Source organism: Chlorogloeopsis sp. ULAP02 (assembly GCF_038404745.2).
In the GTDB taxonomy this organism is placed as follows: Bacteria; Cyanobacteriota; Cyanobacteriia; order Cyanobacteriales; family Nostocaceae; genus Chlorogloeopsis.
Map to the genome: position 1 here is coordinate 84,009 of NZ_JAYKTT020000061.1, position 16,775 is coordinate 100,783.

Sequence of the window (16,775 nt, forward strand, 5' to 3'; positions counted from 1 at the left end):
TTACTCCCTAATTGCCAAATAGTATTTTCTTTGCCAAATCGAAGATTTGCTCCAAAGGAATAGTAATGAAGAATAGGGGTAACAAAGGTGCGAAAATAGTGCTTCCTAGTCCAATCACTGCACTCAAACTAAATGGCACGATTCTCATTTTTTTGATTGCCTCAAAGCTGGCACCCAAATCGGCAAGAGATGATATATCGGGGCTTCCTAAAGGAGATTCTTCTTTGTGTTGTTCCTGCCTTATCCACTTTTGCTCAAACAAAAGGTTATGGTGACTAACTAGAGAACCATACTGCCGCAAACCCCAAATTTTGACTTTGAGCATTTTGCTACTAAACACCAATAGCGGTGCTAGTGTAATTATGACGGACAAAGTTAAGAACACGATGATTTGAATCTGAAACGTAGTGATAGAAACTCCCTGAGTGATAACTTTTCGGCAGAAATTCGCAGACAAAACGGCACTGGCAACAAAAGGGATACTCCCAAATAGAATCTGAGTGATTCCCAAAAAGCCTAGTCCCCCTGCTAAGTCAGCATGAGTTGGAACTAATTGCAGATGTAGCCGAGATATACGCCAAAGGAACCTAAACCAGAGCAAAAATCTCCACAGCCAACGGTATAGTAAGAACTGATAAATGGGTAGACTCAGTAGGGCATACCACCAGCCTGCCAACGTTAACTGCTTGTTAACTCCAGCACCGTATGCACTCCATGCAGAAGTCACACTGCTTAATTCCTCACTGAAAACTATCCACGTGAGAAGGTAAGCAATTACAAGCAGGCATCCGTCGATCAACAGCCAATCCCTCAGCTTTGTAACCTCTCTGATTGCCGCCTTGAAATCTGGCAGTTCTGCTGTATCAACCAAACCAGAATAGATAAAATGCTTGACAGCAGACTTGACACTTATGTCAATCCAAACTTCGGCCATGATCAAGACTGGAACTGCTACTAGGAAACGACTGTAGGCTACAATATCTTTGAGAAAAGGCACTTGTAAAGCAGTACCAAGCGCTAAACCCTCAACAGATGAAAGCAGCAAGAGTGGTAGCCAAGTTATGAATACAAAAAAAAGGCTACGCTGGATGACGTTGAAAGAGCCTGGTTTAATTAAACCGACACGTACTAGGAGCTGATATATTAACCCACCTCGGACAAGGGAGAAGTTATCAATATCCAAAGAAGGTGCTTTTTCCATAGCCTAGAATCAAAAGAGCGATCGCAAGTATGAATCAAATCGGCTCGGCTTTCTCAAAGAGAAGTTTACACCTGCTTTATGTCTCTAATGCAGCTTTGATTTTGGGATTAGTATACCAACTGTAAGGCCCTTCCATCACGGGCTTAACATTTAACTCCTGTCGCCATTCCTCTAAAGGACGTTCAAAGCCTTCTTCCCACTTTACGGGAAATAAAGGTTTTGCTGCTTGTGCTATTTCAATACCATCTGAAATTAATCGGAATTTATACCCCAGTGTTGTATTTAAATCAGTTACCTCCATGTTTTCGTCATAAAGTTTGTCACTTGTAAAAAAGCCTAGTAACAAAGAGACGAGATCCAAAAACAGAAAAGCAGGATAGCGGATCTGTCCTACAAAGACTGAAATGACACCTAATTCTCCTAAAGTATCCAGCGAATATCCAGTCATGACATGATGAATATCGTGAGTTTTAAAAACCCTAAAGTTAATATAGGCTCCGTCTGTTTCAAAACGAGTAGGAACAGTTAGATTAAACGGCTCATAGCCGATTGCTGATAAAACTCTGGCATAAGTCCATCCCAAAGAGCCTTTCGGCATTGCCAACAGAGTCTTCAAATCATGGGGTGGGCCAACATATCGTTCCTCTAACATTTTCGCTGAAGCGGGGTCTTTTTGAATAGCTTGAGTACATAGTTGCATCTGAAGCCCAGTACTCAGTTTGTCACCTAATTGAAAAACATTCTTAGGATCTTTCCCCGCACCACCAGCTAAATCAACTAACTCCAAAAACTTATTTAAATTTTCAGGGGATGCTAAACTATTGATATATCTATAGCTCATTGCTTTTGTCCTGTATGTAATTGTTTACAAAAGTTCAGGTTTTGCTTACTTCGCAACAATAGTGTTGTAGTTTTTTTGGGCGATCGCTTCAACTTTGTCTCTGTCTTATTTGTCGTAGAATAGTGCCGAATCAAGATAGGATACACACTCAACGAAGAATAAGCTAATCCGCCTTTGAGTTGCATAATCTTTAGCCTTAGAAAGACGCAAAGACGCGGAGAACAGGAGATGCGGGGATGCAATTTGAATGATTATTAGCTTATTGCTTTAAGCAATACTCCATCTAAAAAAGTAGTGCAACTAAATAAGAAATTTATGAGAAACTTGTCTCCTTCTAATTCTTATCTGTTCTTATAAACTTCTTACTTTTGTTTTCTCTTTTTAAATAAACTTCCTCTGACAAGGGAGAAGTGATGGATATTTGAAAAAGATATTTTTTCCATATAAATTTCTTTTAAAATACCCGTCATAAAAATATCGAAAAATTAATTTTTCGACATATAATTGGGTTTGACTACTGATAAATACGCTGCACCCTTCGAGGCTCTAGTTCTCGTTTCTCGTTACCAGGTTGAACCTGGTAACGAAAGTTTCGAGGCTTTGCCTCCAAGCTGTTGTGTTGGATCTGGTGAAATATTGTACTGCGGAGCCAGTGCGCCCTTCAATGACGGGTATCTCACTCAAAACACACCAACTTTATCTGTCTTTTCCCAAGGAAGATCCATATCTATTCTGCCTACCTGCCCATAAGCAGCTAATTTGCGGTAAAATCCACCTTTTTGTAGTGAAGGTAAATTTCTGAGATTAAATTGCTTGATGATTCCCGCTAAACGAAAATCAAAATGCTTTTCTAGCAATTTTGTAATTTCCTCATCAGAAATTTTACCTGTACCAAATGATTCTGCTTGAATACTAACAGGTCTAGCGATACCGATTGAATAACTTAATTGCACTTCACATTCATCTGCTATGCCTGCTGCCACAATGTTTTTAGCCGCATAACGGGCGGCATAAGCTCCAACTCTATCTATCCTGATTGGATCTTTTCCACTTAGGGCTGAACCGCTATGTTGTGCATATTCACCATAAGTATCTATAGCATTTTTTCTACCTGTTAAACCAGAGTGAGAAGCAGGCCCACCTCTAATAAATTGTCCATCAGGATTAATAAAAATTCTAGTTTGTTCATCTGGTTTAATTTCTTCACTTTCAAATACAGGTTTAACTACAGTCTCGTAAATATCCTGTCGTAGTTGTTCTAAATCAGGGTATTTTGCTTTATTTTGACTGGCAATGACTGTGAGACTATGAATTCTATGAGGACGACGATTTCTATACTCAACTCCCACTTGAGTTTTACCGTCAGGAGTCAGATAAGAAAGTATATTTTCGCGTCTGACTTCACTAATTCGCTTTGCTAGTTTGTGTGCCAACCAGATTGGTAGAGGCATCAGAACATCAGTTTGATTGCAGGCAAAACCAAAAACTGTAGCTTGATTTTTAACCGGAATTCTCTCTATTTCAGCGTCAGATAATTTACTTTCATCAAAAGCAAGTTCTTTTTCCGGTGGTAACTCAGAAAGACTTGTTAAAATGCTACAGGTTCTACCATTAAATTCAGTATGCTCGTAGCCAACTTTGTCAATTACTTGTCTAGCTACATTAGTAAAATCTACGTTGGCGCTAGGTTCAAATCTCGCTGCTAAAAAAACAATTCCTGTAGCAACAGCACATTCTGTAATTACCCTTGCATAAGGATCTTGCTGAAGAAATCTGTCTACGATCGCATCACTGATTTGGTCACATAATTTATCAGGATGCCCTTCTGTGACAGATTCAGATGTAAACATGAAATCTTTTTTCATATACTTTTACCTGTGGTTATAAGAAGGCAGTTTCGATGAAACTTGTTTCATCACCAAAGATGAAAGAGGTTTTTTCTCCTACACCCCTAAACCCTTATACCCCTACACCCTCTTTCAAGTCAGGAGGCAGGAGGCAGTAGACACGTAGACGCGGTAGACGCGTTCGCCGTCAGGCGTTGCGTTAGCTAGCGGCTTCCGTTCAGCGAAGCTGTTCCCGTTCCCCGAAAGGGGTTCCCGCAGGGTAGGGTAGGTACGGCGTATCCGTTGGTAGTGGCTTCCGAAGGTAGGAAGAAAGAAATTCTCCCACTCCCTTACTGTTCTTCAGGGGAGAGTGATTTTTGAGCGAAATTATTTTTTAAATTTATATCCTTCGTGCTTTCATTTACTAATAGAGGTAGCAAAGCACTACTACCAATAACTGCACCATCGACAATATCTATTGGCGTAATTTTCAACAGACTTCGCAAGGGTGGAATAGCTATAGCCATAAGTTGAATGGCAAAGGAACCTAGAATAGCAGCATTTAAGTAAGAATTATTTGGCAATTTTTCTTTACTAAATATGGTGTGATGTTCGGAACGGCAACTGAGTGTATGTAGCAGCTGTGCTGATGTCAGGCTCATAAAGGCGATCGTGCTTGCCTGAGGGCTGATGCCGTATTTGAGGATGCCATACCCGTAGGCTGCTAAAGTACTAACAGATATTGTTCCTGCCTCAAAAGTAATTCTGCCAAAGTCAGAATTTTTAACAATCGGTTCGTCTGGGTTACGGGGAGGTTGACTCAGTACATCTGGTTCTGGTGCTTCCAAAGCAAGGGAAAGACCTGGGAAAATGTCAGTAACCAAATTTAGCCACAGTAGTTGGATCGCGTTCAAGGGTTCACCTAAGCCAACTGCGGTGGATGCTGTCATCACCATGATTTCGCTCATGTTGGTGGCAAGTAGAAAATGGACGGATTTTCTGATGTTGTTGTATATTGTTCTACCCCGACTGACTGCTACAATCATAGTTTCTAGCCTGTCATCTTCGAGAACAATATCTGCTACCTCACGGGCTACATCTGTTCCCCCTTTGCCCATTGCTACACCAACTTGAGCAGCCTTGAGTGCTGGCGCATCATTAATACCATCGCCTGTCATCGCAACAACTTTTCCGGCAGTTTGCAAAGCTTGGACTATTTGCAGTTTATTACTAGGACTGATGCGAGCAAATACATCAACTTTATCGCTAAGGGCTGTTAGTGCTTCGGGCGTGAGATTGTTGAGGTTAGTAGAGTCAAGTATTTCTAATTGCTGTTTTCTACTTAGTTCTAATTCTTTAGCGATCGCATAGGCAGTTGGAGTTTGATCCCCAGTGATCATCACCGTATCAATGCCAGCTGTATGAAATTCTGCCATCAACTGTTTGACTCCCTTACGAACAGGATCTGCCATGCCCACAAGCCCAAGCCATGTTAGCTCTTGTTCATAGTTATTTCCACCCTTGGCATCATCTATATGGGTATAAGCTATACCCAACACTCTCAATGCTTTCCCTGCCATGCGATCGTTTTCTATCTCTAGCGCTTCCCTGTCTTCTTCGGTTAAAGGCACCACTTGCCCGTCTTTGATCCAGTGTTTGCATATCTGCGCTACCTCTGCGGGGCTACCTTTGACAGCAATAAACTTATAATCACCCTCAGTCGCATGAACCGTACTCATAATGTTACGGTTCTCTGAACGCAAGTTGGTTTGCAGCAATGGATACTTTTGTCTAAGTTGGTTTACATCTACACCCGCACATAGCCCCATGTGGATCAAGGCATTCTCTGTTGCTGAACCTTTAATGTTAAACTCACCATTTTGCTCTTGGTTAATTAGACTTTCGTTACAAAGAACCGATACGTGAATCAGCTTCAGCAGTTCATCGCAGGTATAAGGATTAATATCCTTGCCCTCAGCGATAAATTTACCGTCAGATACTGTAATATATTGGCTCTTTGTATGCACTTCGACAACCGACATCCGGTTTTCTGTAATGGTTCCAGTTTTATCCAAACAAATGGTTTGTACGGAACCCAAAGCTTCTACAGCGCTGAGACTGCGAACTAAGACATTATGCCGCCGCATATCTTGAATACCCAACGCCAAGGTGGTAGTGGCAATTGTGGGTAACCCTTCCGGAACTGCTGCCACCGCTAGAGATATAGACGACTTGAGCATTTCTAGCAAACCGTATCCCCGCAGCACGCCCATCCCAAAAACCAGCCCGCAAAGCCCCATACCAATCGTCACTAGTTGACTGCCCACTTCGTCTAGTTGTCTTGATAAGGGCGTTTCGCTTGCAGTTGCTTCCCCAACTAGTTGTTGAATCTTACCCATTTCGGTAAATTTACCCGTTGCCACCACCACAGCTAAACCTTGCCCACCAGTAACAAAAGTTCCCTTGTAAGCCATATTCGTGCGATCGGCTAGAGGTATATCTTCTCCTGTTGGGCATACTGTAGATTTAGTTACGGGTATGCTTTCCCCCGTCAAAGCAGACTCATCAATACTTAGATTTTCTGCTTGAATAATCCGGGCATCTGCTGCTACGTAACCGCCAGTTTTAAGAACTAAAATATCTCCAATGACAACATTTTCTGTCGGAATTTCTATTTGCTTACCATCTCTGATTACCCAAGTTGATGTTTCCTGATTGCTTTTGAGGGAATGAATGATTCTTTCGGATTGGCTTTCTGTGGTGTAGCCGATCGCCGCATTTAAACCGACAACACCCAGAATGACTAAAGCATCGATCAGCCCTCCTGTAAAGGCGGAAACACCAGCAGCAATGCCCAACAAAGCAACTGGGAGAGATTTAAATTGGTCAATTATGATACTTAAATCTGAGCGAGTCTCTGTTTCTGATAGGACATTTAGACCGTATTTATTCAGGTTTTCAGAAGCAGTTTGAGTAGTTAATCCTGTCCTAACTGAGGTATTGAATGTATCCACTACGACATCTACTTCCATCAGATGCCAATTTTCTACCCTTTGTGCTTGAGCATTAGCAATATTTTTTTTAGATTCTTTTCTCGATTCTTTTTTGGTTACAGATAAATTTTTTACAGATTTTTGAGAAAGAGATATATCTCCTTTTTTTTGATACTCTGCAATACTTTTTTCAATTAGAGATGCTATTTTATCAGCGTTAAAGTCTTGCTCAAAAGTGACAAGAATATTACTAGTTAATGGATTAGCAGAAACATCATTTATTTCTGAGTAATTGGAGAGCGATCGCTCAATATATTGTTTGAGAGATTCTGAACGATAAAGTTCTTTAACTTTATATCTAGCTCTGCCCTTGACAGTATTGTGAATTGCTTGAATCACAGAAATTCCCACTCCCGTAAAATGCTTGAAAAGCAAATAAAAGGATTCAGAATTATCAAATATTCTGAAAACTAACTACTGAATACTATTCTCTAAATTATTTCTGGTTCAAAAACTTTGAAAAGATGGACTATTGACTATAGAGTCTTCAGCACTTTCTAATTGCAATTCATTAGTTTTGTTTAATTTGACAAAAGAGTCAAAAGCATACCATGCCAATGTGTACCAGGGAATCTCATCTATTTGCAGTCCCTTCATCAACAATTGGCGAATAGCAAGTGCGCTTAATCCTAAAGGAAATAACAACCGTAAATCAATTGCGCCTTGGGTTAAGCGTTCAACATCTGTATTGAAATCAGACACCACATTGATCAAATCCCTAGCAATTATGGATCTTCCATCGAAAGTATAGACTTGGGTAGTTCCATTCGATTGTGCCTGCTTATCTGCGATTAGTTCAGCATTTACCTCTGCCGCTAAATTTTCAATTACCTCAGTAGTTTCCGCAAGTGCTTCTTTACACCTTTCAGAAATGGCTATCCCCCCTTTGATTGCCGCTTGAACAGTAGGTTGATGTACAGCCGAGGCGAGAGGAAGAATCACAGGTGCAAAAATTACTCCTGTAATACCCTCGACAATTTCAGGTACATTTATTTGTTCCCAGTCAAATGTAGGTGACATCTAAAAAATTTCCTCCGCAAACAGGCAGACAATAGAAGCGTAGTTAAAGCCAACACTAAATCCATCAATCTGTGGTTTTAATTTCATTGCTGATTTAATATGTTGGCAATTTTTATCACCCAATTACTTGGATGGTATTGAAATTACATGGTAATTATGAGAAATTTGTGGGGAAATAAAGAAATTCATCAAATATTCTTGATATTTATCTTTTATCTAATACTTATGTGCTTTTATATGGAATTCAACGCGAATCAAAGCACGAGCTAGATAAGCAAGATTAGGATTAGGGTGACAGCGATCGCTTGATGAGAAATCCATCGCCTATTTTCTCAGTTCTGTCCGAAACTCTACCCATCGAGCCTAACTTTTTCTAGATATAAAGTTTATTAACGGGATTCTATACTAATGACACAAACTAGATGCAGTCAAGGTGTTGGCTCTCAACTTGAACCAGTGCAGTACTAATCTCACCCTACTTGTTTGCATTCAACGAAGCCGCTCAGGTATCTAAAACGCATAACCATAATATGTCCCGAACTTAAGTACAAGCCATGCAAGAGAGGATATTGAGTCAAGCTAAAATTTGGGGATTTATATGCAAAATTGACAAGGAAGGAAAATATCAAATTCTCCCTCAAATACCCACAGAACGATGGAAATTGCAACAAGCTGAGGAGGAAAGGTGGTTACTTTACGTTGGTGATATCCCTCAGGTTTTTTGTCGTCCTTCTGATGTTATAGCGTTTTTAGAGCGTCGCCGAACTACAAAAACTTTTACACCGCCCAACTCTTTACGTAAATAATTCCAAAGAAAGATTATACAAACATCTTGGTTAAGTTAAGGTTAAAACGAATAAGAATTTCATACATTAATAGAGGTGATCTACTGTGGCACCAAAAATTGTTGATTTTGTTGAAGATGCTGGTGCTCCTGGTGTAATTGCAGGTATTGGAGCAGTTATTATAGCACCTGTATTGTTACCAGTATTTACTGGAATTGGAAGACCGATCGCCAAGTCGGTTATTAAAGGAGGTATTCTGTTCTATGAGAAAAGTAGGGGTGCTTTGGCAGGAGTTGGCGAAACCTGGAATGACTGGGTAGCTGAAGCCAAGGCAGAACTAGCAGATTCAGATTCAACGCTAGCAATTACCCCTACAGAAGAAACTCGTAATCAGGCTGTATCAAAGTCTACCGTAAAAGCAGAAGCTCGTAATCAGGCTGTATCGACATCTACCGTAAAAGCAGAAACTCGAACTGAATCTGCGCCGACGTGCGAGTAGCAATACTAGTTAGGACTTGTCGTGCAAGCAAAAAGCAGTCGAATTTCATGGGTTTAGTATCTGCGCCCTTGGTACACATATCGCTCAAGGGTGCGGATGTGATATTTACTGCACAAGTGAACACTGTTCCATTACACACTCTAATGCTCTCACCTACTATATCTACTGTTTATTAATAAAGTTTGGCGGGCAGTGCCTCACTCGCTACCAATGGAATAAACCAGTCAAATCTCTTTCCTATTGCCTCCTGTCTTATTTCTTACTGGCAATAGATAAGTTAATTCAAAAATCAAAGTATTCAAAATAATTTTATTCAGTAAATTTACTTAATTAAAAAGTAGTGATTTGCGCTAATCTGGAGGCATGAATTATGAAACTGCTCGCAAATTTATAATTGACCAAACACTCATTGCTGAGGAAAACACTGATACCCTCCTGAGGCGAATGCAGCAGGGAAAACCCCCTGTTCCCGGACAGATCACCTCAACATTACTGGCGTTAAAAGTGGTATTTGAAGGTCTTAAAAAAGCCACTACCATTGACCGAGAATTGGCTTACGCTTTGTATCAAATCACAATTAAAACTCAAATGTTATTTGCAGGAGGACGCAAAGCAGGGGTTGATTGGCCGCCCCTGCTCAAAGAAGATCTATTAAGAATAGCGATCGCAACTGAAAGTATCTTTTCTGGTAACTGGCAAAATTTACATTAATTGGTTAGTAGATAGTCGATAGTAATTAGTGGGAGAAACACGCTTTCTCCTTTATTACTGCTAAAGATGGGTTAATAGGGGAGCAAGGGAAATCACAAAATTGTGTATGACTACTGTAGGGACGGGTTTATTGGGATATTTCCTTATCTTAGAGAGATTATTGTTAAAATCCGCCCCTACTAACTAACCATTATCGAGTTCGCAGTTCTGCTTCCAACTTTTTAAGATCAGACTTGAGCAAAACAGTCATTTGCCCAGTGAAAGCTTTACCAGTTTTGGGTTGGGCAACTTCCATCCAGTAGGCATAGCGATCGCCTAAACGCAATTCTCCCCGCAAAGCTTCGCGAATAGGAGTTTTAGCAAAACGGGCTGAGTTGACTGCACCCTGATTTGGATACTCGTACACTACTTGAGCATTTTTAAAGTCTTGATAGATATCTAAGCCATAAATTACCCGTAAAGATTCCTGTAAGCGCTCAAAATTCATACCGTTAATCGCATCATACATGGCTAAACGCTCGTTGCGGATCTGGCTACGGTTTCTGATAAACCCCACTTTGCCAGGAGGTAACACAGATGCTTGAAAAGTGAACCGCTGGGCAGCTGTATCACTTTTTTGTACAAAAAATTGCTCGTTGTGATGGGGGCGCAATGTTGGATGTGCTTTAATCCAAGCACCGACTTGTTCTGTACCTTGCCCTGGTAATGCTTGAGCTTGATTAGCAAATAACAATGTATCTAAACACATCCAAGGCAGGAGAGAAAAAGGCAAAATTAGAAGGTTCAGTAGAGGTTTTCTTAGCATTTTCGCTTTTTGTAAAAGGGTAATCTTAGTTTTCCCCCACAACCCCTACTGTTTTACTAGTAATATTACGGAATCATCGCTACTTTAATAACTTTACGCGATCGCATCTCCAAAAACACTGTCTCCAAATCTTTCAACGGACACTGCTTGCTAATTAACAATTCAAACGGAATCTTTCGACTAGCGATCAGTGCCAGCGCTCCCCTGACAAATTCAGGAGTATTGTGAAATACTCCCTTGAGCGTTAATTCACTGTAGTGTAGCTGTTCTGTATTAACGGTAATTGTTGTATCTCGCGGACAACCACCGAATAAGTTGACAGTAGCACCAGGACGAGCGCAAGCAATCGCTGTCTCCCAAACACTAGGTACACCTGTTGCTTCAATTACTACATCAGCTCCCCACCCATCTGTGAATTCTTTCACCACAGTGGGTATATCTGGTAGTTGCCGATAATTAAAAGTCTGTGCAGCGCCAAGTTTTTGGCCTATTTCTAACCTTTGGTCATTACCACCAAATAAAAATACTTCCACTGAGCAATCATAAGCTAACTTGGCTACAAACATTAGCCCGATCGCTCCATCTCCTAAAACTACTACCCGATCGCCAGCCTTAACATGAGAACGTGCTACTCCATGCAGCACACAAGCCAAAGGTTCAGTCATTGCTGCCAACTCATCGGGTAAATCGTCGGGAATCGGCAATAAATTATGTTCTACTATTGGCGCAGGAATTTTCAGATATTCAGCAAAAGTACCGTTATTCCAAGTTAAATTCGGACACAGAGAATATTCTTGACGTTGACAAAAAAAACAATTCATGCAGGGGGCAGAATTATTAGCGACAACGCGATCGCCTACTTGCCAACCTTTTACTCCCTTGCCTACAGCTACAATACGTCCAGCAGCTTCATGACCAAAAAGAGTAGGAGGTTTAAGCATTTTGGCATGACCGCCACGACGCCATACTTTTAAATCTGTACCACAAGTTGTAGCCGCTCCTACCTGAATCACTACTTCTCCTCTATCAGGAGTAGGATCGGCGACATTTTCTAAACGTAAATCTTCTTGACCGTAAAGTAAGGCTGCTAACACAGCTTGTGACCTATTAATAAGCTCCACCTGATTTTATCAGGAGTGTTAGTAATAGGGGATAGGGGACAGGGAACAGGGAATAGATTAAACCACAAATCGTAGGGTGGGCATTGCCCGTAGCCCATCTGACAAACATTTGAGATATTATTTGAGCAATGCCCACCTTACAAAAAACCGTTGTAATGCTATTTCACAAAAAAGAACCCAGTTGTCCGCTCTTAAAACTCAGTGAGGAAAGAAAAGTATCTTTCCTTCTGAGTTCTGAGTCCTGAGTTCTAAGTTATAAGTTATAAAGACTCCTAAGATTTTGCTGATTGCTGGAAAAGAACTCCTGTGTTTCTTCCTTCAATCACACTCGATAAGCTAGTGACAGTTAACAGTGGTACTTCTTGTCGGCAATCCTGACAAAACCAGTAAACTTCACCATGACGGACATGACGCAAGAGGCAACCACCGCAACATGGACAAGCGTTGCTTCTCATGCTCATATTTATGTCCTCCTTTCAAAAATTTGTGGTTAAGATGCACTAAAAAATTGTTTAAAATTGGATTTTTGCAGAAAGAATTCGCCCATTTAAATCAACACGGTCTTTGATAATTTTTTCGTAAACCGCTTCGTACCCATTAACCATTTGGGTAACGCTAAAATTATTTTCTACATATTTTCGGCAAGTATAACGACTTAATTCCAAAGCTTTAGGAATCATTGTCGCCATTTCATCATAGGACTGGCAGACAAAGCCTGTCACGCCTTGACTAACCACCTCCGGAACAGAACCTAAATTAATGGCGATGACTGGTGTACCAGTTGCCATTGATTCAATCATTACCAAACCAAAAGGCTCTTGCCAGGTGATGGGGAATAGGGTAATTGCAGCATTGCCCAGCAGTTCAGTTTTCTCAGCGTGATTAATTTCTCCGAGATATTGAATTTGCTGACCGTCTATTTGAGGGGCAATTTCTCGTTCAAAAAATTTAGAATCGACTACATCTACCTTTCCAGCCATTTTTAAGCGCCAACCTGTTTGCTTGGCAATGGCGATCGCATGTTGCGGGCCTTTTTCTGGTGAAAATCGTCCTAGAAATGCCAAATATGGTGGTTCTTGAGATTGAGCTACAAAAGGATAATCTTCTGTATTAATCCCGTTATGGACTGTGCCAACGTAGTTAAGGTTAATTTGTCTCTGCGCGTTACTGATGCTGACGTATAACTGTTGATTGTGGTGGCTATATATGTTACGGTTATCCCCTGTGAAATTGCCATGCAGGGTATGCACCGTAGGTGTTGGCACCAAACTCGCCAAAGGTAAAGCCGAAATCCCTACATGAGAATGTATCAGATCGAATTCCGCCGCCCGATGATAAACTTGACTAAGTTCAAGCATTTCGTACACTGTGTATTCTTTGACATTAGGGTCTAAACGCAGCGCACGCGGATAAACTGCTTCTAATCTAGCCAGAGTTTGAGAATCTCCAGACGCAAACAAAGTGACCTCATGACCGCGACGAACCAACTCATCAGTCAAGTGACTCACTACTAGTTCAATTCCTCCATAAGTTGGAGGTGGAACTCGTTCCCATAAGGGGGCTACTTGAGCGATTTTCATAAATTGTTTAGGTTCAGGAAGTAATACAGTCCTCAAGAAGCGGACTTAACAATATAGTCTGGTCGAGTATTTGTACTCATCCATCTAAATTTTACATTAACCGAACTGACTCTTGAGAGTCCAATTTTGGTTAACCGAACCTGGTAATAGCCCCGCAGCCATTCCAGACCATCAACATTGCCGTCAAGCAACTACGATCTAAAGGTTACTATCTGAGGCATCCTACTTGCATCTATCTTGGGGATCATAGAAAATGATAGGTTTTGTAATGAAAAATACGAAATTAACCCACGGGATCAAAGAGGACACGGGGACAAGGAGAGTAATAAACATTTCCCCCAACCCTTTTAATAATGACCAATGACAAATGACCACTAACTAATGAAAATTGCTACTTGGAATGTCAACTCAATTCGGACTCGCTTGACACACGTTGTTGATTGGTTAATTCAAAATCCAGTCGATGTATTGTGCATGCAAGAGATTAAAGTCGTAGACGAAAATTTCCCGCGATCGCCTTTTGAAGAACTAGGTTATCATCTCTATTTATCTGGTCAAAAATCTTACAACGGTGTTGCCATTCTCAGTTTGCAACCTCTACAAAATGTCAGTACTGGTTTTAGCTCAACGTTGACAGAATTACCGCCTGAATGGAACGAACAAAAGCGGGTAATTACAGGCGTCATTGATGGCATCAGGATTATTAATCTTTATGTACCTAATGGTGCAGCTGTAGGAAGTGAGAAATATGAGTACAAGCTGCTTTGGTTAAATCTGCTGCGAGAATACTTACAATCTCTGCTCGTGTCCACACCCAGTATTTGTATGTGTGGTGACTTTAACATTGCTCTAGAAGATAAAGATATTCACGAAAAAGTAAATACAGAGAATCACATTATGGCATCCGAACCAGAGCGCCAAGCCTTACGCGATGTTCTCGCGCTGGGATTTAGTGATGCCTTTCGCAAATTTACAAGTGAAGGTGGACACTATAGTTGGTGGGATTATCGCGCCGCTTCATTTCGCCGTAATTTAGGTTGGCGAATAGATCACCACTACCTCACACCAAACTTGTATGAACGTGCAAAAAGTTGCACCATTGATATTACTCCGAGAAAACTAACTCAACCTAGCGACCATGCACCAGTGATTGTGGAATTTTAGAAGTGAAGGGGCTTTCAGCCTTTTTGTGTTTATCATTCTGATTACTGAGTTCTGAGTTCTTTCTTCGATATCAGGATTTGATTCGGTTACTCTTGCTAAACTTTTAACTAAAAGTAATTGATGTTAGCAATAAAGGCACGAGGCGATCGCATTGTCTAAAAAAATAATGTTGGTATTAACCAAGGCTGATTTCATCGCTTCTTCTCATCAAAAAGACTGCTGACGAAGTGTGATACTTTCCTTATTTAAATTACTAAAGTGTAGCGATCACCCTTATGAATGTGTGAATTACTGAAATCAGAAAGCATTCAAGGATATCGAGAAAGCAATATGCCTTTTTACTTGCTGAATCTACTGAAATGAGAAAGCGATCGGGCTTTTTGAGTAAGCAATATGTCTTTTTACTTGCTGAATCTACCGAAATGAGAAAGCGATCAGGCTTTTTGAGTAAGCAATATGCCTTTTTACTTGCTGAATCTACCGAAATGAGAAAGCGATCAGGCTTTTTGAGTAAGCAATATGCCTTTTTACTTGCTGAATCTACCGAAATGAGAAAGCGATCAGGCTTTTTGAGTAAGCATTTAGGCTATTTGAGAAAGCGATCTGCCATTTTGCTTATTGAGATCGACTTTATTGATTATTTTGATCAAGCGACGAGTTGTGGCGATCGCCTTTCCTTACGGTTATAGAGCCCCGACTTTTTTAAAAAGTCGGGGCTCTGAACACCTGCGACTTGTCAAAATCAATGTGGTGGAGTACTACCAAAGCTTAGTAAATTTGTAGCAACTAGCTATCGCCTGGGATGTAGGAGTATTTGTAAAGTAATTATTAAATTAGTAGAGTGTGTTAAAGCGAATCGTAACGCACCGAACAAAGATAGTGCGTGGCGACTTTTTATTATTTGTTTACTTGCAGTATCGCCAAGAGCGCAGCCATACACCCTAAATCTACTGGGGATTGGTAATTAGGGACTAGGAACTAGGGATTAGGAGGACATCTTAATACCCAATACCATATCCCCGATACCAAATCCCCGATACCCAATCCAAAATCCAAAATTGTTATGTTTCTAGTCACAGGAGCAACGGGAGGAATCGGTCGCCGTGTTGTGCGACTGCTACGGGAACGAGCAATGCCAGTACGGGCATTTGTGCGCCTGACTTCACGCTACGGAGAATTAGAACACCGGGGCGCTGACATCTTTATTGGTGACTTACAACAGGAAAATGATATCCACAAAGCTTGTCAAAATGTCCAGTATGTAATTAGTACTCATGGTTCCGATGGTAATCCGCTCGCTTTGGACTATCGTGCCAATATAGAACTGATTGATCAAGCAAAAGCTAATGGAGTGCAGCACTTTGTTTTTATTTCTGTATTAGGAGCCGACAGAGGGTATGAAGATGCTCCAGTATTTAAGGCAAAAAGAGCTGTAGAAAGATATTTGGAAAGTAGTGGTCTAAACTACACTATATTACGACCAGCTGGACTAGCATCGAATTTGCTGCCTTTGGCAGAACGATTTCGGGAAACAGGAGTATATTTGCTCATTGGAGATCCCAAAAACCGAACTTCGATTGTGAGTACAGATGATTTGGCAAGGATGGTAGTTGATTCTATAACGATTCCAGCCGCTCGTAATCAAATTTTACCCGTCGGAGGGCCAGAGGTTTTATCACGAGAGGATATTCCCCGAATTTTAGGTCGTATCTTTAACAAAGAGCCAGTCATCATTAATCCACCAATGTTTGTCATTGATGGGTTGCGCAATCTCTTAGGTTTTATGAATCCGCAAGCCCAAAAAAACTTGGGAACTTTTCGCACATTACTGGCAAATGAATTTTTCTGTACAAAAGAAGAAATTGCCAACTTAGAGGCAATTTTTGATTTGAAGTTAGAAAATTTGGAAAACTTCTTGCGGCGTTATTTGGCGGTTTAAAAGAGTTTGGTGAGTAGTTAATGGATAGTAGAACAACCAACTACTAACTACTGTACGGGAGGCATCGCGTTGCGCGGGTTCCCCGCGTTGTAGCGACTGCCGTGCGGGTTGAGAAGATAAATAGTCGCTTTGAACCCAAAGATGATCAATAAAACCCGCACGCCAGTTGCTTTATGCCGGGAGACCCGTCCACCCTTCGGGTTCAGCAGTCCCCCAAACTCCTTCGGAGA

Annotated in this window: 14 protein-coding genes and 1 pseudogene; 6 read left to right on the forward strand and 9 right to left on the reverse strand. The window is 40.9% G+C overall.

The window, feature by feature from the left end:
* Positions 1–7 precede the first annotated feature (7 nt).
* The 5 genes from U2718_RS20990 to U2718_RS21010 form a co-directional block, all read right to left on the reverse strand.
* Positions 8–1,201 carry a hypothetical protein gene (locus U2718_RS20990; protein WP_342000698.1) on the reverse strand — a complete coding sequence of 398 codons (1,194 nt, stop codon included), beginning with the start codon at positions 1,199–1,201 and terminating at the stop codon, positions 8–10.
* Positions 1,202–1,277: 76 nt separating this feature from the next.
* The gene (locus tag U2718_RS20995; protein ID WP_342000696.1) at positions 1,278–2,042 is read right to left on the reverse strand and encodes a Coq4 family protein; all 765 of its coding nucleotides are present in this window, start codon (positions 2,040–2,042) and stop codon (positions 1,278–1,280) included.
* 680 nt (positions 2,043–2,722) lie between these two features.
* Entirely contained in the window at positions 2,723–3,907 is a 1,185-nt protein-coding gene (gene metK, locus U2718_RS21000; RefSeq protein WP_342000692.1) for a methionine adenosyltransferase, read from the reverse strand.
* A gap of 311 nt (positions 3,908–4,218) precedes the next feature.
* A complete protein-coding gene (locus tag U2718_RS21005; protein WP_342000690.1) occupies positions 4,219–7,260 on the reverse strand; it encodes a cation-translocating P-type ATPase in 3,042 nt (1,013 codons plus the stop codon).
* Between the two features lie 108 nt (positions 7,261–7,368).
* Positions 7,369–7,941 (reverse strand): DUF5132 domain-containing protein, encoded by a 573-nt coding sequence (locus U2718_RS21010; RefSeq protein ID WP_342000688.1) that lies wholly within the window; start codon positions 7,939–7,941, stop codon positions 7,369–7,371.
* A 554-nt stretch (positions 7,942–8,495) separates the two neighbouring features.
* Between U2718_RS21010 and U2718_RS21015 the strand changes: the two genes are divergently transcribed.
* The 3 genes and pseudogenes from U2718_RS21015 to U2718_RS21025 all read left to right on the forward strand — a co-directional run bounded on the left by U2718_RS21015 (position 8,496) and on the right by U2718_RS21025 (position 9,936).
* The gene (locus U2718_RS21015; RefSeq protein ID WP_342000687.1) at positions 8,496–8,747 is read left to right on the forward strand and encodes a hypothetical protein; all 252 of its coding nucleotides are present in this window, start codon (positions 8,496–8,498) and stop codon (positions 8,745–8,747) included.
* A gap of 85 nt (positions 8,748–8,832) precedes the next feature.
* A pseudogene (locus U2718_RS21020) lies at positions 8,833–9,093 on the forward strand (DUF5132 domain-containing protein); the annotation flags it as partial.
* 495 nt (positions 9,094–9,588) lie between these two features.
* Positions 9,589–9,936, forward strand: a complete 348-nt coding sequence (locus U2718_RS21025) for a Dethiobiotin synthetase (RefSeq protein WP_342000686.1) — start codon at positions 9,589–9,591, stop codon at positions 9,934–9,936.
* 190 nt (positions 9,937–10,126) lie between these two features.
* Here U2718_RS21025 and U2718_RS21030 read toward each other — a convergent pair whose 3' ends face one another.
* From U2718_RS21030 to U2718_RS21045, 4 genes are all read right to left on the reverse strand, one after another.
* On the reverse strand, positions 10,127–10,741 hold the full coding sequence (locus U2718_RS21030) for a hypothetical protein (RefSeq protein WP_342000685.1): 615 nt from the start codon (positions 10,739–10,741) through the stop codon (positions 10,127–10,129).
* A 65-nt stretch (positions 10,742–10,806) separates the two neighbouring features.
* Complete coding sequence (locus U2718_RS21035) at positions 10,807–11,835, reverse strand: zinc-dependent alcohol dehydrogenase (protein WP_342000684.1); 1,029 nt, start codon at positions 11,833–11,835, stop codon at positions 10,807–10,809.
* Positions 11,836–12,134: 299 nt separating this feature from the next.
* Complete coding sequence (locus U2718_RS21040; protein ID WP_342000682.1) at positions 12,135–12,323, reverse strand: hypothetical protein; 189 nt, start codon at positions 12,321–12,323, stop codon at positions 12,135–12,137.
* Between the two features lie 51 nt (positions 12,324–12,374).
* Positions 12,375–13,442, reverse strand: a complete 1,068-nt coding sequence (locus U2718_RS21045) for a glycosyltransferase family 4 protein (protein WP_342000680.1) — start codon at positions 13,440–13,442, stop codon at positions 12,375–12,377.
* A 381-nt stretch (positions 13,443–13,823) separates the two neighbouring features.
* Between U2718_RS21045 and xth the strand changes: the two genes are divergently transcribed.
* From xth to U2718_RS21060, 3 genes are all read left to right on the forward strand, one after another.
* A complete protein-coding gene (xth, locus tag U2718_RS21050) occupies positions 13,824–14,606 on the forward strand; it encodes an exodeoxyribonuclease III (protein ID WP_342000679.1) in 783 nt (260 codons plus the stop codon).
* A gap of 359 nt (positions 14,607–14,965) precedes the next feature.
* Positions 14,966–15,295 carry a hypothetical protein gene (locus tag U2718_RS21055; protein ID WP_342000677.1) on the forward strand — a complete coding sequence of 110 codons (330 nt, stop codon included), beginning with the start codon at positions 14,966–14,968 and terminating at the stop codon, positions 15,293–15,295.
* A gap of 374 nt (positions 15,296–15,669) precedes the next feature.
* On the forward strand, positions 15,670–16,545 hold the full coding sequence (locus U2718_RS21060) for an SDR family oxidoreductase (RefSeq protein WP_342000675.1): 876 nt from the start codon (positions 15,670–15,672) through the stop codon (positions 16,543–16,545).
* Positions 16,546–16,775: the final 230 nt, after the last annotated feature.

Excerpts from the sequence above, each read along its gene's own strand:
- U2718_RS20990 (WP_342000698.1), bottom strand. The coding sequence starts at position 1,201 with ATGGAAAAAGCACCTTCTTTGGATATTGATAACTTCTCCCTTGTCCGA.
- U2718_RS20995 (WP_342000696.1), bottom strand. The coding sequence starts at position 2,042 with ATGAGCTATAGATATATCAATAGTTTAGCATCCCCTGAAAATTTAAAT.
- metK (WP_342000692.1), bottom strand. The coding sequence starts at position 3,907 with ATGAAAAAAGATTTCATGTTTACATCTGAATCTGTCACAGAAGGGCAT.
- U2718_RS21010 (WP_342000688.1), bottom strand. The coding sequence starts at position 7,941 with ATGTCACCTACATTTGACTGGGAACAAATAAATGTACCTGAAATTGTC.
- U2718_RS21015 (WP_342000687.1), top strand. The coding sequence starts at position 8,496 with ATGCAAGAGAGGATATTGAGTCAAGCTAAAATTTGGGGATTTATATGC.
- U2718_RS21025 (WP_342000686.1), top strand. The coding sequence starts at position 9,589 with ATGAATTATGAAACTGCTCGCAAATTTATAATTGACCAAACACTCATT.
- U2718_RS21030 (WP_342000685.1), bottom strand. The coding sequence starts at position 10,741 with ATGCTAAGAAAACCTCTACTGAACCTTCTAATTTTGCCTTTTTCTCTC.
- U2718_RS21040 (WP_342000682.1), bottom strand. The coding sequence starts at position 12,323 with ATGAGCATGAGAAGCAACGCTTGTCCATGTTGCGGTGGTTGCCTCTTG.
- U2718_RS21045 (WP_342000680.1), bottom strand. The coding sequence starts at position 13,442 with ATGAAAATCGCTCAAGTAGCCCCCTTATGGGAACGAGTTCCACCTCCA.
- xth (WP_342000679.1), top strand. The coding sequence starts at position 13,824 with ATGAAAATTGCTACTTGGAATGTCAACTCAATTCGGACTCGCTTGACA.
- U2718_RS21055 (WP_342000677.1), top strand. The coding sequence starts at position 14,966 with ATGAGAAAGCGATCGGGCTTTTTGAGTAAGCAATATGTCTTTTTACTT.
- U2718_RS21060 (WP_342000675.1), top strand. The coding sequence starts at position 15,670 with ATGTTTCTAGTCACAGGAGCAACGGGAGGAATCGGTCGCCGTGTTGTG.